At 67.7% G+C, this 25,493-nt stretch carries 22 protein-coding genes and 1 pseudogene; 20 read left to right on the top strand and 3 right to left on the bottom strand.

Annotated features, from left to right (window positions below; genetic code table 11):
- Window positions 1-234 precede the first annotated feature (234 nt).
- The 5 genes from F7Q96_RS13030 (at window position 235) to F7Q96_RS13010 (ending at window position 6,767) form a co-directional block, all read left to right on the top strand.
- Window positions 235-2,445 (top strand): TonB-dependent siderophore receptor, encoded by a 2,211-nt coding sequence (locus F7Q96_RS13030; protein WP_082371689.1) that lies wholly within the window; start codon window positions 235-237, stop codon window positions 2,443-2,445.
- Between the two features lie 141 nt (window positions 2,446-2,586).
- Complete coding sequence (locus F7Q96_RS13025; protein WP_082371851.1) at window positions 2,587-4,338, top strand: cyclic peptide export ABC transporter; 1,752 nt, start codon at window positions 2,587-2,589, stop codon at window positions 4,336-4,338.
- 106 nt (window positions 4,339-4,444) lie between these two features.
- On the top strand, window positions 4,445-4,708 hold the full coding sequence (locus F7Q96_RS13020) for a FecR/PupR family sigma factor regulator (protein ID WP_151022798.1): 264 nt from the start codon (window positions 4,445-4,447) through the stop codon (window positions 4,706-4,708).
- Window positions 4,709-4,849: 141 nt separating this feature from the next.
- A complete protein-coding gene (locus F7Q96_RS13015; RefSeq protein WP_053823551.1) occupies window positions 4,850-5,410 on the top strand; it encodes an RNA polymerase factor sigma-70 in 561 nt (186 codons plus the stop codon).
- Between the two features lie 208 nt (window positions 5,411-5,618).
- Window positions 5,619-6,767, top strand: coding sequence for a zinc-dependent alcohol dehydrogenase (locus tag F7Q96_RS13010; protein ID WP_053823552.1), 1,149 nt, complete (start codon window positions 5,619-5,621; stop codon window positions 6,765-6,767).
- A gap of 91 nt (window positions 6,768-6,858) precedes the next feature.
- Here the strand turns inward: F7Q96_RS13010 and F7Q96_RS13005 are convergent, their stop codons facing one another.
- Window positions 6,859-7,236 carry a hypothetical protein gene (locus tag F7Q96_RS13005; protein ID WP_006575923.1) on the bottom strand — a complete coding sequence of 126 codons (378 nt, stop codon included), beginning with the start codon at window positions 7,234-7,236 and terminating at the stop codon, window positions 6,859-6,861.
- A gap of 331 nt (window positions 7,237-7,567) precedes the next feature.
- Between F7Q96_RS13005 and F7Q96_RS13000 the strand changes: the two genes are divergently transcribed.
- The 5 genes from F7Q96_RS13000 (at window position 7,568) to F7Q96_RS12980 (ending at window position 12,273) form a co-directional block, all read left to right on the top strand.
- Entirely contained in the window at window positions 7,568-8,107 is a 540-nt protein-coding gene (locus tag F7Q96_RS13000) for a DUF4142 domain-containing protein (protein ID WP_249041676.1), read from the top strand.
- A 62-nt stretch (window positions 8,108-8,169) separates the two neighbouring features.
- Entirely contained in the window at window positions 8,170-8,505 is a 336-nt protein-coding gene (locus F7Q96_RS12995) for a hypothetical protein (protein WP_144425927.1), read from the top strand.
- A 561-nt stretch (window positions 8,506-9,066) separates the two neighbouring features.
- A complete protein-coding gene (locus F7Q96_RS12990) occupies window positions 9,067-10,077 on the top strand; it encodes a class I SAM-dependent methyltransferase (RefSeq protein WP_249041675.1) in 1,011 nt (336 codons plus the stop codon).
- Window positions 10,078-10,598: 521 nt separating this feature from the next.
- Window positions 10,599-11,834: a BON domain-containing protein gene (locus tag F7Q96_RS12985; RefSeq protein WP_053823556.1), complete on the top strand. Its 1,236-nt coding sequence runs from the start codon at window positions 10,599-10,601 to the stop codon at window positions 11,832-11,834.
- 13 nt (window positions 11,835-11,847) lie between these two features.
- Complete coding sequence (locus F7Q96_RS12980) at window positions 11,848-12,273, top strand: hypothetical protein (protein ID WP_053823557.1); 426 nt, start codon at window positions 11,848-11,850, stop codon at window positions 12,271-12,273.
- Between the two features lie 48 nt (window positions 12,274-12,321).
- On the opposite strand, the gene F7Q96_RS12975 is transcribed toward F7Q96_RS12980, so the two are convergent.
- Together F7Q96_RS12975 and F7Q96_RS12970 are read right to left on the bottom strand one after the other, a co-directional pair.
- Entirely contained in the window at window positions 12,322-14,001 is a 1,680-nt protein-coding gene (locus F7Q96_RS12975; RefSeq protein WP_053823558.1) for a ShlB/FhaC/HecB family hemolysin secretion/activation protein, read from the bottom strand.
- Window positions 14,002-14,198: 197 nt separating this feature from the next.
- A complete protein-coding gene (locus F7Q96_RS12970; RefSeq protein ID WP_390891164.1) occupies window positions 14,199-15,893 on the bottom strand; it encodes a collagen-like triple helix repeat-containing protein in 1,695 nt (564 codons plus the stop codon).
- Window positions 15,894-16,520: 627 nt separating this feature from the next.
- Here F7Q96_RS12970 and F7Q96_RS12965 point away from each other — a divergent pair.
- The 10 genes and pseudogenes from F7Q96_RS12965 to F7Q96_RS12920 all read left to right on the top strand — a co-directional run.
- On the top strand, window positions 16,521-17,624 hold the full coding sequence (locus F7Q96_RS12965) for a collagen-like triple helix repeat-containing protein (RefSeq protein ID WP_151022794.1): 1,104 nt from the start codon (window positions 16,521-16,523) through the stop codon (window positions 17,622-17,624).
- A gap of 355 nt (window positions 17,625-17,979) precedes the next feature.
- On the top strand, window positions 17,980-18,165 hold the full coding sequence (locus F7Q96_RS12960; RefSeq protein ID WP_082371690.1) for a Flp family type IVb pilin: 186 nt from the start codon (window positions 17,980-17,982) through the stop codon (window positions 18,163-18,165).
- A gap of 18 nt (window positions 18,166-18,183) precedes the next feature.
- Window positions 18,184-18,696: an A24 family peptidase gene (locus F7Q96_RS12955; RefSeq protein ID WP_082371691.1), complete on the top strand. Its 513-nt coding sequence runs from the start codon at window positions 18,184-18,186 to the stop codon at window positions 18,694-18,696.
- Between the two features lie 53 nt (window positions 18,697-18,749).
- The gene (locus tag F7Q96_RS12950; protein ID WP_053823560.1) at window positions 18,750-19,223 is read left to right on the top strand and encodes a TadE/TadG family type IV pilus assembly protein; all 474 of its coding nucleotides are present in this window, start codon (window positions 18,750-18,752) and stop codon (window positions 19,221-19,223) included.
- A gap of 76 nt (window positions 19,224-19,299) precedes the next feature.
- Window positions 19,300-20,244 carry a Flp pilus assembly protein CpaB gene (gene cpaB / locus F7Q96_RS12945; protein ID WP_053823561.1) on the top strand — a complete coding sequence of 315 codons (945 nt, stop codon included), beginning with the start codon at window positions 19,300-19,302 and terminating at the stop codon, window positions 20,242-20,244.
- 76 nt (window positions 20,245-20,320) lie between these two features.
- Window positions 20,321-21,748 carry a type II and III secretion system protein family protein gene (locus F7Q96_RS12940; protein WP_151022792.1) on the top strand — a complete coding sequence of 476 codons (1,428 nt, stop codon included), beginning with the start codon at window positions 20,321-20,323 and terminating at the stop codon, window positions 21,746-21,748.
- Window positions 21,749-21,762: 14 nt separating this feature from the next.
- A complete protein-coding gene (locus F7Q96_RS12935; protein ID WP_053824558.1) occupies window positions 21,763-23,028 on the top strand; it encodes an AAA family ATPase in 1,266 nt (421 codons plus the stop codon).
- Window positions 23,029-23,037: 9 nt separating this feature from the next.
- Window positions 23,038-24,363: a CpaF family protein gene (locus tag F7Q96_RS12930; RefSeq protein WP_053823562.1), complete on the top strand. Its 1,326-nt coding sequence runs from the start codon at window positions 23,038-23,040 to the stop codon at window positions 24,361-24,363.
- Window positions 24,356-25,282 carry a type II secretion system F family protein gene (locus F7Q96_RS12925; protein ID WP_053823563.1) on the top strand — a complete coding sequence of 309 codons (927 nt, stop codon included), beginning with the start codon at window positions 24,356-24,358 and terminating at the stop codon, window positions 25,280-25,282. The genes F7Q96_RS12930 and F7Q96_RS12925 overlap by 8 nt, the downstream gene beginning before the upstream one ends.
- 10 nt (window positions 25,283-25,292) lie before the next feature.
- Window positions 25,293-25,493 (top strand): annotated as a pseudogene (locus F7Q96_RS12920) (type II secretion system F family protein); the annotation flags it as partial.

Raw genomic sequence — 25,493 nt, 5'->3', positions numbered from 1 at the left:
CGTATTGGGGCTTCGCGATGGGGCGCCGCCTTCCACGAGAGACGGACCGCCGCCGCGAGAAATTAGCCGGCGCCCCGTTTCTGTCCCGATCAGCCGCCAATTCCCCTTTTCACGCGCCCTATTGCCGTTTTCACGACACTCACGTAATAATTACGAATCATTATCATTCGCAACAGCATTACGGTAAGCGTTTTGCGTGCCGGGCCGGCGCGATCCAATAAGAAGGGGAGTCTCATGCAACGGGTGTTCGATTGCCGGCGGACGGAAGTCCGGCGGGCGGTAGTGATGTTGTTTGCGCTGGCGGGCAGCGCACATGCGCAGGAGCAGGCGGCGCCGGCGGGCCAGCCGGTGGCCGGCCAATTGCCGGAGGTCACCGTGCGGGCCACCGGGTCGGAAACGGGAACCGGGCCGGTGGGCGGCTATGTCGCCCGCCGCAGCGTCACCGCCACCAAGACCGATACGCCGTTGTCGGAGACGCCGCAGTCGATTTCGGTGATCACCCGCGAGCAGATGGAAGATCGCGGCGTGCAGAACGTGTCGGAGGCCTTCGCCTATTCGGCCGGCGTGGTCGGCGACAACGTGGTCGAGTCGCGCTACGACAAGCCGGTGATCCGCGGCTTCCCCGCGCGGCAATATCTCGACGGCCTGTACATCAACTACTACACCAGCGGCTACCTGATGCCGCGCGTCGATACCTATGGACTCGAGCGCGTCGAACTGCTGCGCGGGCCGAGTTCGGTGCTGTACGGCGCCAATGCCCCGGGCGGGCTCGTCAACCTCGTCAGCAAGCGGCCGACCGCCGAGACGTTGCGCGAGGTCAACCTGCAATACGGTTCGCACAACCGCAAGCAGGCCAGCTTCGACCTGTCCGGCGCGGTGGACAGCAACCAGACCGTGCTCTACCGGCTGACCGGGCTGTTCCGCAAGAGCGATACGCAGACCGAGCATGCCAAGGACGACCGCATCTTCATCGCGCCCGCACTGACGTTCCGCCCGTCCGCCGATACCACGTTCACGCTGCTGACCCATTACCAACGCGACAAGCAGGGCACGGCGATCAACTTCCTGCCGCGCGAGGGCACCGTCATTCCGACGGTGAACGGCCGCAGGATCCCGGTCGGGTTCTTTACCGGCGAGCCGGGCTTCAATACGTTCGACCGCGAGGAGTACGCGATCGGCTACGCGTTCGAACATCGCTTCAACGATACCTTCCGCGTCCGGCAGAACGTGCGCTACATGCATAGCGACCTGACCTATACCGGGGTGTATGCCGTGGGCTGGAACTCGGCGGCGCAGCAGCAATTGCGGCGCGGTTCGCTCGATGCCGGCGGCAAGCTCGATACGATCGGCGTCGATACCCAGCTGCAGGCGGACTTCAGTACCGGGCCGGTCCGGCACAAAGTGCTGGTCGGCGTGGATTACCAGCATGGCAAGTTCGACGACAAGCAGGGCTTCGGCACGGTAGGCACGCCGCCGCTGGGCCTGATCGATCCGTGGAATCCGGTCTACGGCGCGAGGATCAATCCGATCGCCTCGTACACCAATGCCGAGCAGACGCAGCGCCAGCTCGGCGTCTACTTCCAGGACCAGATGAAGCTGACCGAGCGGCTGACCTTCGTCGCCGGCGGCCGCAAGGACTGGGCAAGCTCGGATACGACCTCGACCCGCATCGTCACGGCGACCAACGCGCGCACCGTCACGACGACGCCGATCGACCAGGACGACTTCACCTACCGCCTCGGCCTGCTGTATCAGGCGCCGTACGGCATCACGCCGTACGTCAGCTACTCGACTTCGTTCCAGCCGCAGGCGGGCACCGACCGCCAGGGTTCGCCGTTCAAGCCGACCACCGGCAAGCAGACCGAACTTGGCGTCAAGTTCCAGCCGCCGGGCAGCAACAGCTTCATTACCGCGGCCGTCTACGATCTGCGGCAGCAGGACGTGCTGACGCCGGATCCGGGACGCCCGGCCGGCACCAACTTCCAGATCCAGACCGGCGAGGTGCGCTCGCGCGGCTTCGAACTGGAAGGCACGATGGACTTCCAGAACGGCTTCAAGGCGATCGGCTCGTACACCTTGATGAATATGGAAACCACCAGGAGCAACGGGCCCGACCTGGGCAAGACGCCGACCAACCGGCCGCGCCATACGGCCGCGCTGTGGGTCGACTACACGATGCGCGGCGGCTTGCTGCGCGGGCTTGGCATGGGGGCTGGCGCGCGCTACATCGGCTCGACCTGGGGCGATGCGGCCAATACCTTCAAGGTGTCGTCGGTGTGGTTGGCCGATGCGGCGATCCACTACACGCTGGACCAGCATTGGCGTTTTGCGCTGACCGCGACGAATCTGCTGGACAAGGAGTACGTCGGGCAGTGCGGCAGCGCGACGACCTGCTATTACGGCTATCGCCGCAACATCCTGGCTACCGCGACTTATCGTTGGTAAGGCTCGGTAAGGTGCCGGAAGGGCTCCGATAATCCCGGCCCTTCGGACGCCGCCAGCCGGGGCGGCGTCCTCTTCCGCCTAATTCGCGGGCACCGTCGTTCGTCACAGGAAGAAGACCTCTTCCTCGTGGAGCCGCCGACCGTGTCCGCCTTCCCCTCGCTGCGCAATGTGTTGTTCCGGGCCTCGGGCCATCTGCTGGCGTTCGCCATTGTGGCAAGCCTGGCCGGTGGCGCGGCCTCGGTGGGGCTGATCGCCACCATCAATCGTGCGTTGTCGACGCCGGCCGACCAGTTGGCCGCGTTGGGGCTGCGCTTCGCGGCGCTCGCCGCGGCCGTGCTGCTGTGCCGCACCGCCGCGCTGATACTGTTCGTGCGGCTGAACCAGACGGTGCTGGCGAGCCTGCGCGGACATATCGCCGGCCGGCTGCTGGCCTCGCCCTATGCCGAACTCGAACGGGTCGGCCCCGGGCGCGGGCTCGCACTGCTGGGCGAGGACACCAATCAGGTCGCCACGCTGCTGGTCGCGCTGCCGTTCGTGGTGATGAACGGCACCATCGTCCTGGGCTGCCTGGCCTACCTGGCCTATCTGTCGTGGCAGGTCTTCCTGTTCGCGCTGGTCGCCGTGCTGACCGGGTCGATCTGCTACCGGCTCAGTCGCAAGCGTTCGCAGCGCTATCTGCGCGACGCCGGCAAATGGCACGACGTGCTGATCGAACGCTTCGGCGCGATTTTCGCGGGCGCCAAGGAGCTGAAGCTGCATCGCCAGCGCCGCGAGGCGTTCGCCAGCGGGCCGCTGGCCGAAGCGATCGATGCGGTCAGGACCAATCGCACGCAGGGGCTGTCCCTGCTGTATCTGTCCTTGACGATCGGCAGCACGCTGTTTTTCGCGGTGATCGGCATCATCCTGTTTGTCGTGCAGCGGCCGCTCGGCGCGGATGCCGCCGTCGCGAGCGGCTATACGCTGGTGTTCCTGTACATGATGGCGCCGCTGGAAGGTCTGCTGAACAGCCTGCCGCAGCTCAATCTGGCGCGCATCGCCTATCAACGCATCGCCGATACCACCGGCCCATTGGCGGTGGAGCCGAGCCTGCCCGATGCCGCCGGCGAGCGCCAGCCGTTCGTCGAGCTCGAATTGCGCGGTGTCACGCATCGCTATTTCCGCGACGGCGAGGATGGCGCCTTTACGCTGGGACCGATCGATCTGTCGCTGCGCGCCGGCGAGGTGGTGTTCCTGGTCGGCGGCAATGGCAGCGGCAAGACCACGCTGGCCAAGCTGCTGGTCGGCCTGTATGCGCCAGAGCGCGGCAGCGTGCTGCTCAACGGCGAGCCGATCGCCGATGCCGCGGACCATGAGCGCCATCGCCAGCAGTGCACCGCGGTCTTCTCCGACTTTCATCTGTTCGACAGCCTGTTGGGCGCCGCGGCTGGCGAGGGTGGCGACGGTAAAAACGCGGCCGGCTGCACGGCGCTCGATGCACGCGCCAACGAACTGCTGGCACGCCTGCAATTGCAGCACAAGGTCACCGTACGCGACGGCGCGTTTTCGACGCGCGCGCTGTCGCAGGGCCAGCGCAAGCGCCTGGCGCTGGTCGCCGCCTGCCTCGAAGACCGGCCTGTGATCGTGCTCGACGAATGGGCCGCCGATCAGGACCCGGCCTTCAAGGCGGTGTTCTATCGCGAGATCGTGCCGGCGCTGCGCGCGCAGGGCAAGGCGGTGCTGGTGATCTCGCACGACGATCGCTACTTCGATGCCGGGGATCGCATCGTGCGGCTCGAGCAGGGACGCATACGTGAACAGGGCAGCGAAGATCAGCGCGAATATCAGCGCGAATACCAACCGGCCGCAGAGCCGGCAGGCATGGCGATTGCCACCGAGCGGCAGCGCGCGGCATGAAACCGGCCCGTTGCGCCGGTGCCCAGGCAGCGACTCCGCTACAATCGCGTCACACGACGCCGGTGCATGACATCGGCGCACAAGAACGCATCAAGGGGAGCTGTACGTGGTCCAGAACCGATCGCCGGGCAACGACATCGCCTGGCAACAAGCGCTCGATTGGGTGATGCTGATGCGGGACGGCATGCTCGACGCCAGCGCCGAACAACGCCTGCTCGAATGGCTCGACCAGTCGCCCGATCATATCGAGTCGTTCCGCCAGGCCTGCGCCGTGTGGCAGGCGACCGGTGCGGTGACCCCTTCGGTCCAGGCCGCCCTCGAGGCCCGCATGCCGCCCACGGCGGGACAGCGCCCCACGCGCGACGGTTGACCTTCTGTCATACGTCGGTCGTATTCGGCCACCAACCTTTACACATTGCCTCTTCGAATCGCACGGGCATGTCGCTATAATTGCGAATGAGTCGCATTTGCGTTAGCATGTCCGTCGGTTTCTTCTGGGAGGGGGCACGAAATGACCGAGCAACCGATCAACGAGGTCCGGACGCCTGTCGAGGCGCACCAGCCGCGCCAAATGAGTCAGGAACTGTTCGGCACCTTCCTCAGCTATCGCCGAGCCCTGATCGACGCCGCGGCACGCATCCTCGGCTGTCGTGCGGGGGCCGAGGACGTGGTACAGGACACCTTCCTGAAGCTGATGGACCAGCAGAACGCCATCGTGGTCCGCCAACCGGTCGGCTACCTGTTCCAGACCGTGCGCAATCTCGCCATCGACCGGCATCGGCGCGCGGCGCTCGAGCAACGGCACGCGGCCTGCGAGGAAGACGGACTGCTGGTGGCCAGCGATGCGTTGTCGCCGGAGTCGATCACGCTGGGCCGCGAAGCGCTTGGCACGGTCGCTGGCGCGCTGGCCGAACTTCCCGAGCGTACCCAGAAAGCCTTTGAGATGTATCGGATTCGCGGGATGACGCAGAAGGAAATCGCAGCCATCCTCGGCGTATCTCCGACCCTGGTCAATTTCATGATCCGCGATGCGATGACCCATTGCCGCGACGCGCTGTTCGGTGCCGCGTAAGCGCGACCATCGCGCGGGGCCATTCCGCTAGCCCCCCAGCTCGCGCCCCCGTTTTGCAACCTCGCCCGCAACCTCGCTTGCAACCTCGCTGCTAGCGCAGGCCTTTAGCCCTCCATCGTCCCGCTTCCCCGGAATGCAATTTGCGTCCTGCCGTGACGTTGCGGTCCGGTGGGTCGGACCGCGTCAACCCAATTTGCGGAGTTGCGCGATGAAAGCTGTCGTATTTCACGGAGTCGGCGATATACGCCTGGACGATGTGTCCGATCCGGTGCTGCAGGCGCCGACCGACGCATTGATCGAATTGACCGCGAGCGCCATATGCGGCACCGACCTGCATATGATTCGCGGCACCATGCCCGGCATGCGGCCGGGCACCATCCTTGGCCATGAGGGCGTCGGCGTGGTCACCGAGGTCGGACAGGACGTCAACAACCTGCGGCCCGGCGATCGGGTCGTGATCCCCTCGACGATCGCCTGCGGCTACTGCAGCTACTGCCGCAGCGGCTATCACGCGCAGTGCGACAACGCGAACCCCAACGGCATGCGCGCGGGTACGGCCTTCTTCGGCGGACCGCAGACCACCGGCCCCTTCCACGGCCTGCAGGCCGAATATGCGCGGATTCCCTTTGCCAATATCGGCGCGATCAAGCTCCCCGACGAAATCAGCGATGACCAGGCCATCCTGATGTCGGACATCTTTCCCACCGGTTATTTCGGCGCGCAACTGGCCGAGATCCGGCGCGGCGACACGGTCGTCGTGTTCGGCTGCGGACCGGTCGGGCAGTTCGCGATCGTATCGGCGCATCTGCTCGGCGCATCGCGCATTCTCGCCGTCGACCATATTCCGTCGCGGCTCGAGGCGGCCCAGGCGCAGGGCGCGGAGGCCATCGACTTCAATCGCGAGGACCCGGTGCAGGCGATCCTGCGGCTGACCGGCGGCATCGGCGCCGACCGCGCCATCGATGCGGTCGGCATCGACGCGCAGCGCCGGCATGCCGATGGAGACGGTTCCACCGCGCAGCCGTCGTTATGGCAGCCCGGCGACGGTCCGTCGGAGGTGCTGAAGTGGTCGGTCGAGGCGCTCGCCAAGGCCGGCACGCTGTCGATCATCGGGGTCTATCCCGAGGCGCACGAGACCTTTCCGATCGGCAAGGCGATGAACAAGAACCTGACGCTGAAGATGGGTAACTGCAATCACCGCGCGATCCTGCCGGAGCTGGTCGACCTGGTACGTGCCGGCGTGATCGATCCCGCGGAGGTGTTGACGCAGACCGAGCCGCTGACCGGCGCGCTGCAGGCCTACGAGGCGTTCGACCTGCGCCAGCCGGGCTGGATGAAGGTCAAGCTGGAGCCGTAAGCTGGCGTGGGCCCGGGACGAAAAAAAGCCGGCACGCAATGCGGTTGCGTGCCGGCTTGCCGGGCCAGCGTGCGCCCGGTCAGCGCCGGGCTTACTGCTTCGTCGCCGGGCTGGGGGAGTCGCCCTTCGGCGCGGACGGCGAGTCCGGCGTTACCGCGTCGGGCATGCCCTGCTGGCGCGGCTTCTTGCTGCGATGCGTGGTGCCGCTCTTCTTCTTGTCGCGGGTCTCGCTGCCGGTCATGGTCGAACCGGTCGAGCTGGTCGACCCACTTTGCATCGTGGAGTCGCTGCCGCTCATGCTGCCGCCGGTCGCCGACGGCGTCGTGCTGCGGCTGGCGGGCGGGTTGCCTTCGGTCGGCGGCGCGCTCGGATTCGGCGCGTTGTTGCTGGGGGGCGCCTGCTGGGCGACCGCAGGCAGGCTCAGCGCCGCGCACAGCGCAAGCGCGGTAGTGGTGACGATTCGCTTCATCGTTGGCTCCATCCATTGAACGTGAGAACGGGCGGGCCCGTCCGGACAGACACCGGCTGGTGGCACACGATGCCCGTTACCTAACGATACGTGCCGCGTTATGCCCGCTCAGGAAGGCGATGCCTGAATCGCCTGTAGGAATTGGACGACGGCTGCGAGCGCGCTACTGCAATCCTTACGAGCCGATGTAGAAATTCCGGGGCGATACCCGAGGCATCCAGGCAATCGAGCGACTGGCATGCCGCGCGCCATACACCGCGCTTGCCGCGCCGGCCTCGGCACGGAAGTTGCGCCGCGGCCGTTGTCACTGATCCGGCTGATGGAGGCCATCTTGAACACGATCCAATGGATTCGTCCCGCGCTGCTGGTCGCCGCCGCGGCTTCGATGAACCTGGCGTTCGCCGAGGTCGGCAAGACGGACACGAACTTTATGAAGAAGGCGGCCGAGAGCGGCATGCTGGAAATCGAGGCCAGCACGCTGGCCGAAAGCAAGGCATCGAGCGATACGGTGAAGTCCTTTGCCTCGCAGATGCTGAAGGACCACAAGGCCGCGGACAGCGAACTGAAGTCGTTGGCGTCCAGCAAGGGCGTCGAATTGCCGACCGAGCTGCCATCGGCGGACAAGAAGCGGCTGGAGGCGCTGGGGGCGCTCGAGGGCGCGACCTTCGATCGCGAGTATGCGAAGGAGGTCGGCGTCAAGGCGCACAACAAGGCCGTGTCCCTGTTCCGCGAGGCCTCGACGAAGTCCCGCGATCCGGACGTCAAGGCCTTCGCCGGCAAGACGTTGCCGACGCTGCAGCATCATCTCGAGATGGCAAACAAGATGGCCAACGAGGTGGGAAAGTCCCCGGCCAAGTCGGCAAAACGCTAGGCAGCGCGAACCGCGATGCGCCGCCGGCGCCCGCCGCCCCCACCACCACGCAGGAGACAGAGATGAAACGTTTTGCCACCTTTGCCATGCTGGCGCTGATGTCAGGCGCCGTGATGTCGCAGCCGACCGCCACGCCCGCCACCGGAACCCCTCCGGGTAGCGAGAAGGCGCCCGGCACGGGCGCGTCTGACGTCATGCCGACTCGCCCGGTCCAGGCGCCCGGCGGCGGCTCTGCGTCGGACCATGGCGCGCATGGCGGGTCCCGCCAGCACGACGCGACCAAGGGTACCGGCACCAGCAAGCGCGGCGAGGCAAACCGGTCCAATCGCAGCGACCGTCGCAGCGCGTCGGCGGCCGAGAGCTACGGCTATCCGGCGTCGCCGGCGCAGGCACGCTAGCGTTGCCGCCGGCGTCAGGCGCTCCGATCTACCTTCCGATTCCTTGCCTGAGCGCGGCGCCCGATGCGGGCGCCGCGTTTTTTTGTGCGAGCGCAATTGGCCGCATGGAGGGAAACGTTGGCTCGCGCACATAGGCAAACAATTTTTTATTTGCGAGCGCAGCAAACGCTAACTAGATTGCCTTCGTGGGTTTGTCAACGCTGACATGCGGGCGGTCTGTGCATGTCGCGGCCGTGGCAACCCACCGTGGCGGTACACCGGCATGCCAAGGCAATCGCGTTCGAGCCGTGGGGGAGGGCGGACGCGAGGCAGCGCCAGTCCACGGGGTCTGGGGCTGGCTCGCCTGAGCATGATGGGCGGCCGGCCACGTCGATGTCATACCCAGGAGGCCAGGCACACCGACCGGCACGCACCGGCCGGGTCCGGCCCGCCAATACGCAGCGCATTGGAAAGGAACGGCATCGCGCCGGCGACGGCGTGCGGCCGGCCGGCCCTTCGCGTCTTTCGTCTGGTGCCGGCCGTGGTCACGGCCGCGCCGGCGCTTCTACCCCGGGATCCAACATGAACGACGCCCTGCTCTCCGACCCCTGCGTTCCTACGCGTGCCGAGCCACTCGATTCACCGATCTTGCGCCGCGATCACGAACGATCCGACTCCACTGTCGCCATGCCCGCGCAGGCCGGCCCAGAGGACAGCTATCTGGAGCGATTGCAGCCCTTCCTGAAGCCGGGTGCCGTGGTACGCGGCGGGGCCTTCCCCGAGGCACGCATCGATGCGTTCACCACCGGCATGCGCGCCAACGCGCACTACTTCAGCCATCCCAAGTGGATGGACGACTGGCTGGTCAGCGTGCATCGCTACCCGGAATTGCGAGAGCGGTGGCTATCGGTCGTCGGCTCGCTCGACGACAAGGTGCTGGTCGATGTCGGCTGCGGTCCCGGCAATCTGCTGGCCGCATTGGGGGGCAACCCGAAGATTGCGATTGGCGTCGATATCGCACCGGGCAGCCTGGAGAGAGCGGCCGGTGTCGGCTACCTGCCGTTGCGCGCCGACGCGCACGACATGCCGTTGCGCTCGGGCATCGCCGACGTCGTCGCCATCAATGGGTCGCTGCATCATCTGGACGATATGCGGCGTGCGCTGGTGGAGGCCTCGCGCCTGGTCCGGCCCGGCGGCTTGCTGATTCTCGATCACGACCCGAAGCGCTCGGCATGGGATTTCCGCGGCATCGCCTTGCTGCTGTGGCGGCTGCGTTTGCCGATCTATCGCTGGCTTCGGCGCGGTGGCCATACCGCGGCCGACGACGAACAGATCTGGGCGCTTGCCACGGAATTGCACCACCGGCCCGGCGATGGGCTGACGCGGGAGCTGGTGCACACGACGCTGCGGCCGCTGGGCTTCGATATCGCGATCTATCCGCACAGCCACTATGTCGGCAAGGAAGTGCTGGACGGCGCGATGGGCCGCCCGCCGCTGAAGATCCGTCTGGCGCAGCGGCTGTCCGGCATCGATCCGAGGTCGGCCGAAGCCGCGCTGAGCCTGTTCGTCGTCGCGCGCCGGCGCACGCTGTAGCCGTCCTTCGGCGATCTCTCCGGTCGCCTCGCGCCGCCGCCGATTTCGGCGGCGGCGTGGCATCGTTCCCGCTTTTCCTCCTTCTCTTTCGCTGACCCTCGATCCGCCGATGGCCGGATTCGCCGATCGCGCGCTTCGCCGATCGCGGCGCGCCGCGCCATGTCCGTGTGGGAACGCTAATTGCGTGATGGCCTTGTAACGGGCACGTGATGGGCCCGTGATGGCCCATGATGGCCAATACGGCCAGCGCCGGCTCCATCGAAAAAATGCGAACGAGAAAGGGCGCCTCTCCACCGGGGACGGGAGAGGCGCCAAGCGCGGGCGAGCGGTCAGTCTATCCCGCGTTGCCACAGGCTATCCGCCGTCACACGGCGCGAAAGTCGCCTAGCGCACACAGCCCTCGATGACGGAATGGAAATTGCGTCGCCAAAGCGATCACCAGCGAAACGTGGTGGATCGGACGCGTGATTCCCGCTGGGCCCACGCCACCGCATTTGCAACTCTTACCAACGGAGGCAGAGATGAACGAACGCAGCACCAGCCGCCGCGTATGGGACTACCGCCAGCCGTATAGCGCCGAAGACCGGCTCGATCAGCGCGGCTCGCGCACGGGCGGCCGTTATGCGGAGTACGCCGAGGAAGAGATCCGGCGCGGACGAGGCGTCGGGCAGCCCGGCATGCCGCGCTACGGCGGCGGCCGTGACGATCCGTTCGCAGAACCCCGTCATGCCGAGCATGGCTATGGCGCTGGCCACTTCGGCGAGGGCCGCTACGGCCGCAGCTACGAGGAGCCGGTCGGCGACAACCCGTACGGCACCTACCCGTCGACCGGCGAGGTGATGCGCGGCAACCGCGGGCTGTCCAGACCGAGCGAACAGGGCGAAGGGCGTGGACGGCCCGGCGGCGATCTGACGGACGAGCGGCTGTCGCGCGGACAGCCCGGCGGTCCGTGGCCCGACCAATCGCGTACGCCTTGGCGCGATCGCTACGAGCCGGACGATCCGCGGACGCGTGCCAATCTCGCCCAGGCCTATGGCATCTCGGATTCGGACCGGCTCGATGCGCCGTCCTGGCCGGACGCGCGTGGCAGCGGCGATGCCGGCCGGCGCCAGGCCGGCGCCCGCTGGATGGACGAAGGCGGACGCTTTCCCGAAAGCGAACGCCCGGGCCGCGGCGGCCGCCCCTCGGGCTGGCCGGGCGACGACTGGAGCGCCGGCGGCCAATGGCGATCGCACGGCCGCGACGAGGCCTACGAGCGCTTCAGCGGGGCGCCGCAGCGCGTGAACTGGGGCCAGGGTTCGGGCAGCGGCAGCGGTCCTGGCCGCCGCGTTTCGCCCAAGGGCTACCAGCGCAGCGACGAACGGATTCGCGAGGATCTGTGCGAACGGCTGGCACATGACGACCGGCTCGAGGTGCAGGACGTCGAGGTCCAGGTCAGCGGGGGTGTGGTCACGCTGACCGGTGCCGTGCGGGACCGCCGCCAGAAATACTGCGTGGAAGACATCGCCGACGACATCTTCGGCGTGCGCGAGGTCCACAACCGGATTCGCGTGCAGCGTGAAGGCGGGCAGGTCGGACAAGGTTCGGCAGGCTCCGCGCCGGAAGGCCAGCGCGTGAGCGGAATCAGCACATCCGGCAGCGCCACCGGCAGCTCGGCCAGCAGCTATGTCGGCGGCATGGAAGTCGGCGCGGGCGAAGTGCCCAAGGGCACCGATCCATACGGCGGCACCACGACGCCGGGCAAGCACGCTACCTGATGGGGAGAGGACGATGAACCGGAAGACCGACCAAAATACCGACCGAAATACCGGCCGAAGTACCCGCGACCAGCGCGGCGATCAGGACGATGTCCGCGACAAGCTTCGCGCGCGCGACGATGGCGCTACCGACAATACGACGTCCAGCGCCGAAGCGCAGCGCGAACAGGAAGTCAGGGAGGAAGCGCGCGCGATTCCCAGCTCGCTCGATCCCGATACGGACATCGAGCCGATCGATTCGGATATGAACCTCGAAGGCCTGCCCGAACAGGAACAGGACTATCCGCACGACAACCGGACCGAGGCCTTGTTGCCCGAGGAGCAGATCGGCGAGCGCATCGAGGATGCGGCCGAGGGCATTGCCCCGGACACACCGGCCGATCGCGCAGACCAGACCGACCGGCGCGAGGAACGCCCGCCGCGGCGCGACACCGAGTAGGCCACGCCGTCGCCCCCGCGAATGCGGGGACGACGAGCATGCCCGTCTTCAATCGAACTGATACGACCAGCTCGCGTTGATCCGCGGCGAGCGGCGATCCGCATTGATCGGCTTGTCGCCGACCGGCTGCGCCAGCGACAGGTCCAGCGTGTAGTAGCGCCGATCCGAGAAGCGCACGCCCAGCGCCACCGACGACAGCGAGCGGTGCGTCAGCGAATAGCTGTTCGAGTAGACCCGGGCGACGTCCGCCATCACATACGGCTGCAGCGTCTTCAGATAGGTCATGTCCATGCCGAACAGCCGGCTGATCTCGGCCGACGCGCCCCAGCCCTTGTCGCCCGCCACTTCGCCGGCGGGATAGCCGAGCCCGAAGAAGCGTCCGCCGAAGCTGATCTGCTCGCTCGACGCCAGGCGGTCGCCGCTGTACTGGCCGGCGGCGGACACCGCCATGCCGAAGCCGAAGGGCAGATCGGTCGCCTGCGACAGCAGCAGCCGCGTGCGCAGGAAGCTCAGATCGTTGGCGTTGTTCTCGCGGCGCGCGCCCAGCGCATCGACGCCCTTGTACAGGCCCAGCGTGGCGCTGCGCGACACGCCTTCCTTGCGCTGGACATAGGCCAGCTCCGCATTGACGACCCGCACATTGGTGCCGATCGCCACGGATCGGTCGGTGCCGGCCTGCGTATAGCGCTCGAACTGGTCGGTCCCGTAGAGGCCGCCGCTCAGCGTCAGCGAATGCCGCGCGCTCAACAGCAGCGGATAGCTCAGGCTCGCGCCGAGCCGCTTGTTGTCATTGACGTAGCGCCGGTTGAAGCCGATCTGCTCCAGGGTGGCGTTCTGCGGCACGCCGCGATAGTGCGAGGCGTTGACGCGTGCGACCAGCCCTTCGGTGCCGATCGGTTGCGCATAGCCGAGCGCGTAGTATTCCTCGTCGTCGCGTCCCTTCGGAAACAGCGCCGATACCGTCAGCTGCTCGCCGAGCGGCGTCAGGCCGCTGGCGGTTGCCGTTGCAATCGCCCGCACGCCGGGCGACATGTAGTCGACGCCGGTGCCGAACGCGATCGGCTTGCGCTTGACCTCGAGCACCATTTCGCTCGCGCCATCGGTGGTGGTCGGCGGCTGCACCGTCGCGCCGACCTGCACGCCCGGCTGCAGCCCCAGCACGCTCGAATAGCGATCGAAGCTGGCGCGCGTCAGCGGCCGTTCTTCCTTCAGCCGTTCCGCGATGGCGCGCAGCCGATTCTCCAGCGGCCCGGCATTGCCGCGGATGGTCACGCGTGCGACATAGCCTTCGACGACGGTGATCAGCACATTGCCGTTTTCGAAGGACTGCGCGGGAACGAAAGCGAACGACAGCGGATAGCCCTGCTGCTGGTACATCTCGGTGACCGCATTGGCGGCCTGCAGCAGTTCGGCGACCGTGATTTCCTTGCCGGCGAGCGGCTTGAACTTGTCGGCGATCTGGTCGAAGGGCAACGTCTTGACGCCCTCGATCTGGAAGCGCGCCGGCGTCAGCCTGGCCGACAGCAGGTTCTGCATCGCCGGGTCGGGACGTTCGACCTGTACCTTGACTTCCCCGGTGGGCTTGGGCGGCGCGATTTTCGGCAGCGTTTGAGTCGGGTCCCCCTGGACCGGGCTGCGCGGATCGGCGGCCAGAACTGAATGCATGCCGCCTTGCCAGGCCCCGAGGCCGAGCAGCAGCATGGCGACGCGAGTGTGCGTGCGCGACATGGTCAATCCCCTTTCACAATAAAACTAACGCGGCTGTGGAAGCCGATCGCCACCGGCGCGCAGGCTGCCGCTGCCTGCGCGCTTGTCGAAGTGGAGACCGGCTGTACTGCAGGACTGAAGTGAGGCGATGCGTGTGGTCCGCCGAGATCGGCCGAGGCGGCCGATCTGCGGCAGGTCATACGCGCATCAGGTGGGCATCAGCGACGGCCCCCCAGCAGCCCACCGACGGTGCCGAGCACACCGCCGACGATGCCGCCGACCGCGCCGGTCACCGGGCCGGTGGTCGCGCCGCCGGTGCCGCCCGGAGCGGGAGCAGGAGCGGGGGCCGGAGCCGGCGCCGTGCCGCCGCCGGTGACACCGCCGACCACGCCGCTGACCAGATTGGTCACCGGAGCCAGCGGACCGCTGCCGGTACCGCCGTTGCTGCCGCCGGTGAGACCCCCGACCACGCCGCCGACGAGGTTGGTGACGGGAGCCAGCGGACCGCTGCCGGTACCGCCGTTGCTGCCGCCGGTGAGACCGCCGGTCAGGCCGCCGACGAGGTTGGTGACGGGAGCGAGCGGACCGCTGCCGGTGCCGCCGTTGTTGCCGCCAGTCAGGCCCCCGACCACGCCGCCGACCAGATTGGTGACCGGTGCCAGGGGGCCGCTGCCACCGTTGTTGCCGCCCGTCAAACCGCCGGTCAGGCCGCCGACCAGGTTGGTCACCGGCGCCAGCGGACCCGTGCCGCCGTTGCCGCCACCGGCCAGTCCGCCGGTGATGCCGCTGACCAGGTTGCCGACCGGCGCCAGCGGGCCGCTCGGGGTCGTGCCCGGCGCATGCACCGCGCCGCCCAGCGCGGCAACGGTGTTGCCTGCACCGGTGACCACGCCGCCGACGCCGCTGACGACCGGCGTATTGGTCTGCTGCAGCTTGCCGCCCAGTTGCGCCACGGTGCCGCCGACGACGGTCAGCAGGTTGTTCACGGGCTGGCCGAGGCCGGTGGCCGCGCCCAGCGATTGCGTGGTGCTGGTCAGTTGCGTGGTCAGCGGCACGATCGCGCGGCTGACACCGCTGGTCAGTTGTTCGACGGGGCCCGTCGACAGCACCGTGCCGACCGTGCCGCCGAGCGTCTGCACGCCAGTGCCGACCTTGTCGACCAGCGCGCCGACCGGCGAGGTCACCGCGCCGAGCGGCGACAGCGGACCGGTGCCCAGGCCGCTGACCGCGCTGCCGACCTGGCTGACCGCGGTACCGACATGGGTTACCACGTTGCCGGTGCTGGCCACGGTGGTGCCGATCGGGTTGACGCTGTTCGGAATATTGCCCAGGCCGTCCTTCAGTCCGGTGCCCAGCGAGTCGACCGCGTTGCCGACCGACACGATCGCGCCGCCGACACCGCTTTGCGTCTGGTTCGAGACCACCGGCAGGTTGACGCCGCTTTGAAGCTGCTCGCCGATGCCGCCGATGAGGTCGCCGGTCTTGCTGACCAGGTCTCCGGTCTTGTTGATGACCTCGCCGGTCGGGCTGCGTACCGGCGTGCCGCCACCGCCGCCGCCATCGCCGCCGCCGCCACCACCACCGCCGCCACCACCACCGCCGCCACCATCGCCGCCACCGCCGGTACCACCGCCGCCGCCGCCATCACCACCGCTACCGCCGCCACCGGTACCGCCGCCGTCGGTGCCACCACCGCCGCTGCCGCCACCGTCAGTACCACCACCACCGCTTCCACCACCGGTTCCACCTCCGTTCGGGCTGCCGGTGCCGCCATTGGTGTCACCGACCGTGCCGCCTCCCTTGCCGCCCGTACCCATCGAGGTCGAGCCGCTGCCGCTCGCGCAACCGCCAAGCAGCAGCAATGCGCTGAGCAGCGCCGTGGCGGTCAAGGTTGTCTTGGTCTTTTTCATCATTGATCCCCTGGTCAACAAGTGTTCTCGTGTTTGGACGTTCCCGAGTTGAAAGGCACTGGACGCATTGCGCCATCGTGCTGACGTCACAAGCGCAAGCGGTGTGCCACTGATGCAGGGGTTGTGCGCCACGCGCATGGCAAAGCGCTGTCGCTCGCCGCAAAGCCTTGTGTGGCAACGGTTTGCGGGGAACGGGATGCACTGCGGGAAGGCCCTTCAATGCCATGCGCGCAGCGTGTGGCGGCGTTACGCGTTACGTAACGCGCTACGGCGCGAACGGAACATCGGAGGGGCGCCGGAGATCGCGTGCGATGCGGCCGGCGCGGTATTCGCGAACGCCGGCGTGTGGCGATGGGCGCCGTAACACGTTACGTAGCACGTAACGTCGCAAAGCCGCGCAACGCGAGCTCGCACCGCCTCGTTCCCGTGCCGGGGCATCGTCCGCAAATCCGCGTGGCGCAAGGCTTTGCGGACGATACGCATGGTTGCGCAAGCGGTGCGATCGCCATCGTTTCCGCCGATGGCATGGGCCTTGCGGACGAAGGGGCCGAGTCCCCGCTGCACGGGGACCGCCGGCACCACGGGACAGGTCAGAGTTCCGCGCCGGTCCGATCCACAAGGAGAAACACAATGAAGCGGACGAATTCGACGCGACGCGCGCCGGCGATGATGGCGCTGGCGTGCGCATGCGTACTGGGGATGATGGCGGGCTGCTCGTCGAGCGGTTCGGGCAGCGGCACGCGGCCGCCCGCTACGACGCCCCCGCCGAGCAACGGTGGCGGCGGCGATGACGGTGGTGGCGGTACGCCCCCGCCGACTACGTCGAAGCCGACCACGCCGACAGGACAGGTGGCCGAAGGCGCTGGCAATACGGTGACGGCGACCGGCAATGCCATTACGGAAATCGGCAAGCAGGTGCAGGGCGCCAATCTGCCGATCGTCACCGAAGCGACGCGCAACGCCACCGGCCAGGTGGTGATCGATGCCGGCAACACGGTGGCCGCACTGGGTGCCGGCGTGCGCGATGGCCTGGGCAAGATGGGCGCGGTGGACAACCCGGTCGGCGTGACCGTGGCCAGCACCGGCAATGTCGTCACGCAGACCGGCCATACCTTGTCGAGCACGGGCGATCTGGTGACCTCGCTGGGCAAGGATCAACTGAAGGTGCTGTCGCCGGTGACCACGCCGGTGGGCGCAGTGGTCAATCACGTGGCCGGCGGCGTGCAGCAGCTGGGCGAGAAGCTGGGCGACAAGCTGTCGACGGGCCCGGTCGCGCAGCTGACGGGCCAGACCAGCAAGGTAATCGTGCCGCTGACCAGCAAGCTGACGGACACCACGCAGGCGCTGGGTGCGACCACGCGCCTCGGTGCGCCGGTCGACAACCTGCTGACCAAGGTCGGCGGCGTGGTCGCGCACACCGGCACGCATCTGAGCGCCACCAAGGCGCCGGTAGTCGGTCCGGTTGGTGGCGTCGTGACGGAAGTGGGCAGGACGGTCGCCGCGGCAGGCGGGCTGGTCCATGGCGAAGGCAATTCGGCAGGCGGCAGCGGCAATCCGCTCGGTGGCCTGCTTGGCGGTCTGCCTCTCACCCAAACGGGTGGGCAGGCGGGCAGTGGTGGTGGTTCTGACAAGGGTGCCGGCAGCGGCAAGACCGGTGGTGTGTTGGCACCGGTCGGCGGGCTATTGGCACCTGTGACCGGCCTGGTCGGCTCGCTGGGAGCGCTTGGGCGCTAACGCGACGCTGACTGCTGCCATGGCACCAGTCCGGGGGCCATGCCAGGCAGCTTGATGGTGCGCAGCCGGACGATCCCCGCGGCTGCGCATCTTTTTTTATCTTCGGGGGGAATCGGAGGAAAGGATCGATCTATTTCACTCGGTGGTTTGGTCAACCGCTGAGCGCAGCTTGTCAATCCGTGCAATCGAAAAAATTCGTGAACATTGCATCCGGATGTAGCTGAAAATTAAAAAATCCTTTATAAAAAGAACACGGGTGCTTGCTCGGGTCAACCCTCCAAAGAGTAGGGGACACGCGCGGTCGCACGCATCCGGAGTTTAGGGATAACGAGCAATACAAGAAGGAGCGGTCATCATGAAGCACGCATTTCTGCGTTTCATTCGGGACGAACGGGGGGCGACGGCCATTGAATATGGCTTGATCGCAGGTCTTATCGCATTGGCCGTTGCCGCCGGCGCGCGGTCTCTCGGCACCAATCTCAGCAGTGCCTTTACCAACCTGGCTACTTGGGTCACGAATAACGTCAAGGCGCCAACTTAAGGACGCCGCGCTGGTTACATGGCGCTTCTTGTCACGCTGCTCTGCGTGACGACCCTTTGGACTGACCTTCACTACCGCAAAGTACCGAACCTCGCATTGGCGTTTGCGCTGATTGCGGCTGGTCTCGTGCTGTCTCTCGGCTACGGCTCGTCGTTGCCGTTGGGAACGCGCGCGCTCGGATTCGCGCTTGGCTTTGCCGTCATGCTGCCGGCTTACTTGCTCGGCCGCATGGGGGCCGGCGACGTGAAGTTCTTCGCGGTAGTGGGTTTGTTCATCGGGCCGTCTGGTCTGCTGCCGGTCTGGCTGATCGGCACATTGCTCGCGTTCGTTCATGCCTGTGGCGTTCTTGCGCTTCGTCATTCGGCAGTCGGCGGTTGGCTCTCGATTGCAGTTGACCAGTGGCAGCGCCGCTTTGGCATGTCGACCATACCGGCGTCGGATGCAGCCGATCAGACCCGTGGCATTCCTTATGCTGCGTACCTTGCCGTCGGGGTGCTGCTATGGCTATCGGTTGGGCAAGGCAGTTCCTGAAGGGCGAAATGCGCCACCGGTTGGCGCCAACAAGAAATGAACCGGATCGAAGCATGAAATTGGGGAGAAGGGGATCGATTGGACCGCGACACCGCGCACAAGGCATCGCTGCGCTGGAATTCGCCGTCGTCCTGCCAGTGCTGCTCGCATTGGTGCTGGCCATCGTCTATTACGGGCTGATCCTGGCTCTCGAACAGGTATTGACGCTGGCCGCGGCCGAAGGGGCGCGTGCGGCAGTGCGCTATCCCAGCGGAGCAGTCGACGGCAGTATTGCTGCCTCCAAGGACTTGCGCGTGGCAGCGGCCGCCGACACGGCGCTTGCCGCGCTGCCGTCGAGCATCAAATCGAATCTGGCTTCCGCCGACAAGCTCGCAACCGCCGCACCCTGCAGCGCGCCGGCCGACGCCATTTGCGTCAGCGTGACGCTGCGCCTGCCTGCCGCCAATATCCTGCCGCGCGTACCGTTCGTACCGGTCCCCGAAATGCTGGTGGGCAGTGCGGTCGCCCAGTTGGCCCCGGATATCTGAGTTCCCTCATGTCCAAGTCCCTTTTCCATCCCTGGTACGCAGTGGTTGTCGTTCCGGCCATGCGCGGGCATCTCTCATGACCAGCAAACAAATCCGAATCGTTGCCATCGTGCTGCTGGCCCTGGCAGCCTTGCTAGCGCTGCTCGCCTGGCAGGTGGGGCGCGGCCCCGCCAGTCCGGCCGCGCATCCATCATCGTCGCCCACCGCGCTGCATCCCGTCGTGATCACCACCAAGGCCGTCGAGGCCGGCAAGCCGCTGAGCGCCGATGCATTGAAGGTCGAGATGCTGCCGATCGATCCGGCCGGAGGCTACCGGTCGCTGGATGCGGTGGTCGGGCAGATTCCGCTGGTGGCGCTCGGCGCCAATGTGCCGGTGCTGGAGAGCCAGCTCGCCGGAGGGTTGGCCTCGCAAGTGCCCGAAGGCGAGCGGGCTGTGGCCATTGCCGTCGACGAGGTCATCGGGGTCGGGCATCGGGTGCAGCCCGGCGATCTGGTCGATGTGTTCCTGGTCCTGCGGCGCGACAACCAGGAGATCGATGGCAGCCAGGCCCGCTTGCTGCTGTCCCGGCTGCGCGTGCTGGCCTATGGCGTCAATGCGGTCAACGACTCGCGCGAAGGCGCGCCGGAACAGATGATGAACCGGCGCGAAGGCGCCAAGACCGCGGTGCTGACGGTGCCGCTGGCGCAGGTCAGCAAGCTGACGATGGCGCAGCAGGCGGGCCGTCTGGTGCTGGCACTGCGCAATCCGCACGACGACGGCATGCCGAGCGAGACGCTGTTCGCCGAGCCTGCACCCGCTGTCGCTACACGCGGCGGCGGACTGGCCAGCGCGGATGCACTGGAGCCGGCCGACCGTGCCGCGGCAGGCGTCGCGCTGGCCGGCCTGGCCGGCGCTTCGAACAAGCCGCGCGCGCCCGCCGTGCGAACGGAGCCGTCGCAGATCGCGCAGGCCAGGCCCGCTGCCGCGCCGTCGCCGGCCGGCGTCGAAGTGATCCGCGCCGGCAAGCGCGCCATCGAATAGGGACACGACGATGACTCTCCCGCTGCCGATGGCGCCCCGATCCCGCTTTCCAGCCCTTCCTGCCTTGGCTTTATCCATGACGTCATTCCACCGGCCGCGTCGGCTGCGCGCGCTGACCGCAATGTTGTTGACGGCGAGCCTGCTCGGCACCGCGCCGCTGGGCGCGCAGCCTGCGCCCGCCCGCGATCCGATCCGCGACCCGATCCGCGATCAGGCCGAGCCGTCGGCGCAACGGCCATCGCAGCGCGTCACGCTTGCCGTCGGCGCGCAGCGCGAGATCCGCATCGGCCGGCAGCTCGAACGCATCGCGATCGGCAACCCAGAGGTCGCCGATGCGTTGCTGCTCAAATCGCGCGGCGCCAGCACCGCCGTGCTGCTGGTCGCGCGCAAGCCCGGCAATACCGATCTGATGGTGTGGCCGTCCGGCGAGGCCCCGATCCGGTACACGGTGCAGGTCGACGCGATGGCCTCCGATGGCCAGAGCGCGCAGATCGACGTGGCGGGGCAGGGCGCGATCATCCGCGGCCAGTCCGCCGATGCCGCGGCCGCCGCGGGCGCGCAACAGGCGGCGCGCGCGACGGTGGGCAACGGTCCGGTGATCGACCGCTCCACCGTGCCCGTCACTGGCACCGTGCAGGTCGATGTGCGTGTGGTCGAGATCAGCAAGAACGTGCTGAAGCAGGCCGGCTTCAACTTCTATCGCAACCGCTCGGGTTTCGCGTTCGGCAGCTTCTCGCCGTCCACGCTGACCCGGGCCACGTTCACGCCGCGGCCCGGCGGCAGCAATACCGGCGGGGGCCTCGCCACGGAATCGACCGCGCCGATCAGCAGCGCGTTCAACCTGGTCGCGGCCTCGATGAGCCATGGCATCTTCGCCAACCTGAGCCTGCTCGAAGGCAATGGCATGGCCCGCATCCTGGCCGAGCCGAGCCTCGTGGCGCTGTCCGGTCAGAGCGCCAGCTTCCTCGCCGGCGGCGAGATCCCGATCCCGGTGCCCCAGGCGCTGGGCACCACGACCATCCACTACAAGCAGTTCGGTATCGGCCTGACCGTCACGCCGACCGTGCTGTCGCCGGAGCGCATCGCGCTGAAGGTCGCGCCCGAGGCCAGCGATCTGGATCCCTCGCGCGGCATCGTGATGAACGGCGCGACGATCCCGGCCATCGTCACGCGCCGGGCCGACACGACGGTGGAACTGGGCGATGGCGAGAGCTTCGTGATCGGCGGCCTGGTCAGCCGCAATACGGTCAGCAATGTCGACAAGGTGCCGGTGCTCGGCGACCTGCCGCTGATCGGCGCCTTCTTCAAGAACCTGAATTTCCACCAGGAAGACCGCGAGCTGGTGATCATCGTCACGCCGCATCTGGTGCGTCCGCTGGCCAAGGGGTCGAGCGCGGCGGCGCGGGTCGGGGCCGACGGCCGCACCTCCGCCAATCCACCGGTCTGGGGCAAGTTCCTCGGCGGCGATCTGGTCGATCCGGCCTTGCCGGGCTTTTCGAGGTAGAGGAAGGCATGGACATGACGCTGCCCCCCATCGATGCGGCCCCCGTGGCCAGCAATGCGACCTTCCTGTTGAACACCACCGGCGAGGCGCCGCGGCGCTGGCTCGAGCGCGCGCTGGCGCCGCTCGGCCAGGTGCATGCGGTCGATGGCGCCGACCCTGCGCGCGACGGCATCGTCGAGCGGATCGGCACCGCCAATCCTGGCATCGTGTTCCTGCATTTCAGCGCGGAACATGCGCAGGCATCGACCCGGCTCGGCCAGCAGCTGGCCCGGCTGTTTCCGAACCTGCCGCTGGTCGCCCTGGGCGAGGCGCAGGAGCCCGAGCTGATGCTGGCGGCGCTGCGTGCCGGCGTGAAGGACTTCGTCGACATGCGTTCGCCCGCCGCCAACGCGATCGCGACGGTGCAGCGGCTGCTGGCCACGCGGGAGGTCTTGCAGCCGGCGCGCCGCGGCAAGGTGCTGGCGGTGCTCGGCGCGCGCCCCGGCGTCGGCGCGACCACGCTGGCCACCAATCTGGCGGTGGCGGCGCGGCGGCGGCAGAACGGCGAGGTGCTGCTGCTGGACCTCGGCCTGCCTGCGCGCGATGGCGCGCTGTACACCAACGTCGCGCCGGGCTTCCACTTCGTCGAGGCCGTGCGCAATCTGCGCCGCTTCGATCAGGTCTTCGTGCAGACCGCGCTGACCCGGCATGCCGGCGGCGTGGCGGTGCTGCCGTTGCCGCAGACGCTGGCGGAGCTGCGCGACATCTCGTTCTCGGAAGCACTGGCGCTGCTCGGCACGCTGCGCAGCCACTTCGATCTGCAAGTGATCGACCTGGGCGGATTCAGCAATCTCGATTTCATGGCGCAGCTGGTCAAGGTCGCCGACGAGGTGCTGGTCGTGGCCGAGCAGAGCGTCGCGGCAATCGTGTCGGCGGCCGAGCTGCTGGAAGAGCTGGGCCGCCGCGAGGCCGGCCGCGAGTCGATGCGGCTGGTGGTGTCGCGCTATCAGGCGCGTCTCGGTCTCGAAGCCGAGCAGATCGCGCAGCGGCTGGAGCTGCCGCTGGCCGGCACGCTGCCCGATTGCCGCGAGACGATGCTGGCGGCGATGAACAGCGGCGCGGTGCTGGCCGACCGGCAGCCCACCGCGCCCTATGTGCGCGCGCTGGCGCCGATGCTCGAGCGCGTCGGCTATCGCTGCGAAGCGCGCGCGTCGGGTCCCGGGTGGCTGGAACCGATCGCGCAGGCCGTGCAGCGGCTGCGCACGAGCCATGCAGCAGGCAAGAACAAGGCAGACCATTGAGATGACGAGATGACGCAACCCATCGAATTCTCGGACAACGCCGCCGCGCCGTTTCCGACCTCGCAGGAATTCCACACGATCAAGGAAGCGGCGCACGAGCATCTGCTGACGCGCATCGAAGAACTGGGCGCGGAGTTCGGCCGCTGGTCGCGCACGGCCATCCAGCGCTTTGTCGATCTCGAGCTGGAGAGCTTCACCCGGCTGCGCCGGATTCCGATCAACGAGGCCGAGCTGCATCAGATCGCCGAGGCGCTGACCAAGGAACTGGCCGGCTTTGGTCCCATCGAGGACTTGCTGAACGATCCCGCCGTCGAGGACATCCTGGTCAACGGCCATCTCGACGTGTATGTGTCGCGCCACGGCATGCTCGAACGCATCCCGGTACGCTTTGCCGATGCCGGCCATCTGCTGCGCATCGTGCGCCGGATCCTGGCGCCGATCGGCCGGCGGCTCGATGAATCGAACCCGATGGTCGATGCCCGGCTGCCCGACGGCGGCCGCATCAACGTCGTGATTCCGCCGTTGGCGCTGCAAGGTCCGGTGGTGTCGATCCGCAAGTTCCGCAAGGATCCGCTGACGCCCGACGCGCTGCTGGGGCTCGGCACCATGAACCAGGAGATCGCCGACCTGCTGGAGGCCGCGGTCAAGGCGCGCTGCAATATCCTGGTCAGCGGCGGCACCAGCTCGGGCAAGACCTCGCTGCTGAACGCGCTGGCGATCTTCGTGCCGGACAGCGAGCGCGTGATCACGATCGAGGACACCGCCGAGCTCGCGCTGAATCACCCGCACGTGGTCCGCCTCGAAAGCCGGCCCGGCGGATTCGAAGGAACCGGCGTGGTGTCGATCCGCGACCTGCTGCGCAACAGCCTGCGCATGCGGCCGGACCGGATCATCGTCGGCGAAGTGCGCGGCGGCGAAGTGCTGGAGATGCTGCAGGCGATGAGCACCGGTCACGACGGCTCGATGGGGACGATCCACGCGAGCAGCCCGCGCGAATGCCTGTACCGGCTCGAGATGCTGGCCGGTTTTGCCGGCTTTCAGGGCAGCGAGGTCAGCCTGCGCCGGCAGATTGCCAATGCAATCGACTTCATCGTGCAGATCGGCCGGCTGTCGAACGGCAAGCGCCGCATCCTGTCGATCACCGAAGTGACCGGCATGGGCGACAACATCGTCACCACGCAGGAGCTGTATCGCCACGATCCGTATATCGGGCCGGACGGCGTCGAGGTCGACCGCTGGCAGTCGCTCGGCATCCTGCCGCATTCGCCCAAGCTGGCGCGCCTGCGCCAGGCCAGTTTCGGCATGGAAGATCCGTTGGGCCGCTTCGATGTCTAGCGTCGGACTGGCCATCGCCGCGATCGCCTTGCTGCTGCTCGGCGCCGGCCTGTTGCTGCTGGCGCAGGCCGGCACACGCGCCGAGCGCGAGGCGGCGCGGGCCTTCGTGCAGGCGCAGACCGAGCAGGTGCGCTCGCGCTATGCATCTGCAGCCGAGTTGCCGCCCGTCACCGGCGCACGCGACCTGAAGCGGCGCTGGGCCGATCTGCTTCGGCGGGCGGACCTCGAGCCGACGCGCCGCACCTATCTGCTGTGGGGCGGGCCGCCGTTGCTGCTGTGCGCCGCGGCCCTGATCGGCGGCGGCCTGGTGGCCGCTGCCGCGATGGCGGTGGTCTGCCTGGCGATCTGCGCCGGCCTGTTGTGGCGCCGGACCACGCGTTTTCATCAACGCCTGTGCGAGCAGCTGCCTGGATTTCTCGACGGCGTGGTGCGGCTGATGACGATCGGCAGCGCGGTGCCGGCGGCGTTCCAGCATGCGATCGGCAATACCGAACTGCCGCTGCGCCAATGCCTGGTGCAGGCCGTCCATCTGCAGCGCGCCGGCAAGGAGCTGGACCAGGCGGTGATGCAGGTCGCGCGCAGCTATCGCTTCGACGAACTGATCCTGCTCGCTTCGGTGCTCAGGCTCGCCACGCGCTACGGCGGCCGGGCCGACATCGTGATGGAGCGTACCGCCGCGTATATGCGCGACCGCGAGCAGGCGCAGCGCGAGCTGTCGGCGCTGTCGGCGGAAACGCGGATGTCGGCGTGGATCCTGGGTTTGCTGCCGGTGGTCGTGGCCGGCTTGATGTTCGTCTTCAACGCCGGCTACCTGCTGATGATGTGGAACGATCCGTCGGGCCGCCTGCTGCTGATGGCGGCGTTCGGGCTGGAGATCGTCGGCGCGCTGCTGCTGTATCGGCTGGCGCGTTCGGTATAGGGGCGGCGTGATGAATCGTGACAGCTTGATCGCCCTCAGCCTGCTGATCGCCGCGCTCGGCGTGGCGGCGCTCGCGCTGCCGCTGTTGCAGCAGTGGTGGTTGCGCTGGCGCGCGGCGCGCACGCTCGACGCCGCGTTGGCGCGGCAGGGGGCGGCGGCGAAGCCGGCGGCGGCAGCCACGGCCGGCGAGCCGGGCTCCACCGCCTCGGCC

It is taken from the genome of Cupriavidus gilardii (genome assembly GCF_008801915.1).
Lineage (GTDB): Bacteria > Pseudomonadota > Gammaproteobacteria > Burkholderiales > Burkholderiaceae > Cupriavidus > Cupriavidus gilardii.
The sequence above is the reverse complement of the archived record's forward strand: the minus strand, read 5'-3'. Positions and strand labels throughout refer to the sequence as shown.

Excerpts from the sequence above, each read along its gene's own strand:
- F7Q96_RS13030 (WP_082371689.1), top strand. The coding sequence starts at position 235 with ATGCAACGGGTGTTCGATTGCCGGCGGACGGAAGTCCGGCGGGCGGTA.
- F7Q96_RS13015 (WP_053823551.1), top strand. The coding sequence starts at position 4,850 with ATGACCGAGCAACCGATCAACGAGGTCCGGACGCCTGTCGAGGCGCAC.
- F7Q96_RS13010 (WP_053823552.1), top strand. The coding sequence starts at position 5,619 with ATGAAAGCTGTCGTATTTCACGGAGTCGGCGATATACGCCTGGACGAT.
- F7Q96_RS13005 (WP_006575923.1), bottom strand. The coding sequence starts at position 7,236 with ATGAAGCGAATCGTCACCACTACCGCGCTTGCGCTGTGCGCGGCGCTG.
- F7Q96_RS12995 (WP_144425927.1), top strand. The coding sequence starts at position 8,170 with ATGAAACGTTTTGCCACCTTTGCCATGCTGGCGCTGATGTCAGGCGCC.
- F7Q96_RS12990 (WP_249041675.1), top strand. The coding sequence starts at position 9,067 with ATGAACGACGCCCTGCTCTCCGACCCCTGCGTTCCTACGCGTGCCGAG.
- F7Q96_RS12985 (WP_053823556.1), top strand. The coding sequence starts at position 10,599 with ATGAACGAACGCAGCACCAGCCGCCGCGTATGGGACTACCGCCAGCCG.
- F7Q96_RS12980 (WP_053823557.1), top strand. The coding sequence starts at position 11,848 with ATGAACCGGAAGACCGACCAAAATACCGACCGAAATACCGGCCGAAGT.
- F7Q96_RS12975 (WP_053823558.1), bottom strand. The coding sequence starts at position 14,001 with ATGTCGCGCACGCACACTCGCGTCGCCATGCTGCTGCTCGGCCTCGGG.
- F7Q96_RS12970 (WP_390891164.1), bottom strand. The coding sequence starts at position 15,893 with ATGATGAAAAAGACCAAGACAACCTTGACCGCCACGGCGCTGCTCAGC.
- F7Q96_RS12965 (WP_151022794.1), top strand. The coding sequence starts at position 16,521 with ATGAAGCGGACGAATTCGACGCGACGCGCGCCGGCGATGATGGCGCTG.
- F7Q96_RS12960 (WP_082371690.1), top strand. The coding sequence starts at position 17,980 with ATGAAGCACGCATTTCTGCGTTTCATTCGGGACGAACGGGGGGCGACG.
- F7Q96_RS12955 (WP_082371691.1), top strand. The coding sequence starts at position 18,184 with ATGGCGCTTCTTGTCACGCTGCTCTGCGTGACGACCCTTTGGACTGAC.
- F7Q96_RS12950 (WP_053823560.1), top strand. The coding sequence starts at position 18,750 with ATGAAATTGGGGAGAAGGGGATCGATTGGACCGCGACACCGCGCACAA.
- cpaB (WP_053823561.1), top strand. The coding sequence starts at position 19,300 with ATGACCAGCAAACAAATCCGAATCGTTGCCATCGTGCTGCTGGCCCTG.
- F7Q96_RS12940 (WP_151022792.1), top strand. The coding sequence starts at position 20,321 with ATGACGTCATTCCACCGGCCGCGTCGGCTGCGCGCGCTGACCGCAATG.
- F7Q96_RS12935 (WP_053824558.1), top strand. The coding sequence starts at position 21,763 with ATGACGCTGCCCCCCATCGATGCGGCCCCCGTGGCCAGCAATGCGACC.
- F7Q96_RS12930 (WP_053823562.1), top strand. The coding sequence starts at position 23,038 with ATGACGCAACCCATCGAATTCTCGGACAACGCCGCCGCGCCGTTTCCG.
- F7Q96_RS12925 (WP_053823563.1), top strand. The coding sequence starts at position 24,356 with ATGTCTAGCGTCGGACTGGCCATCGCCGCGATCGCCTTGCTGCTGCTC.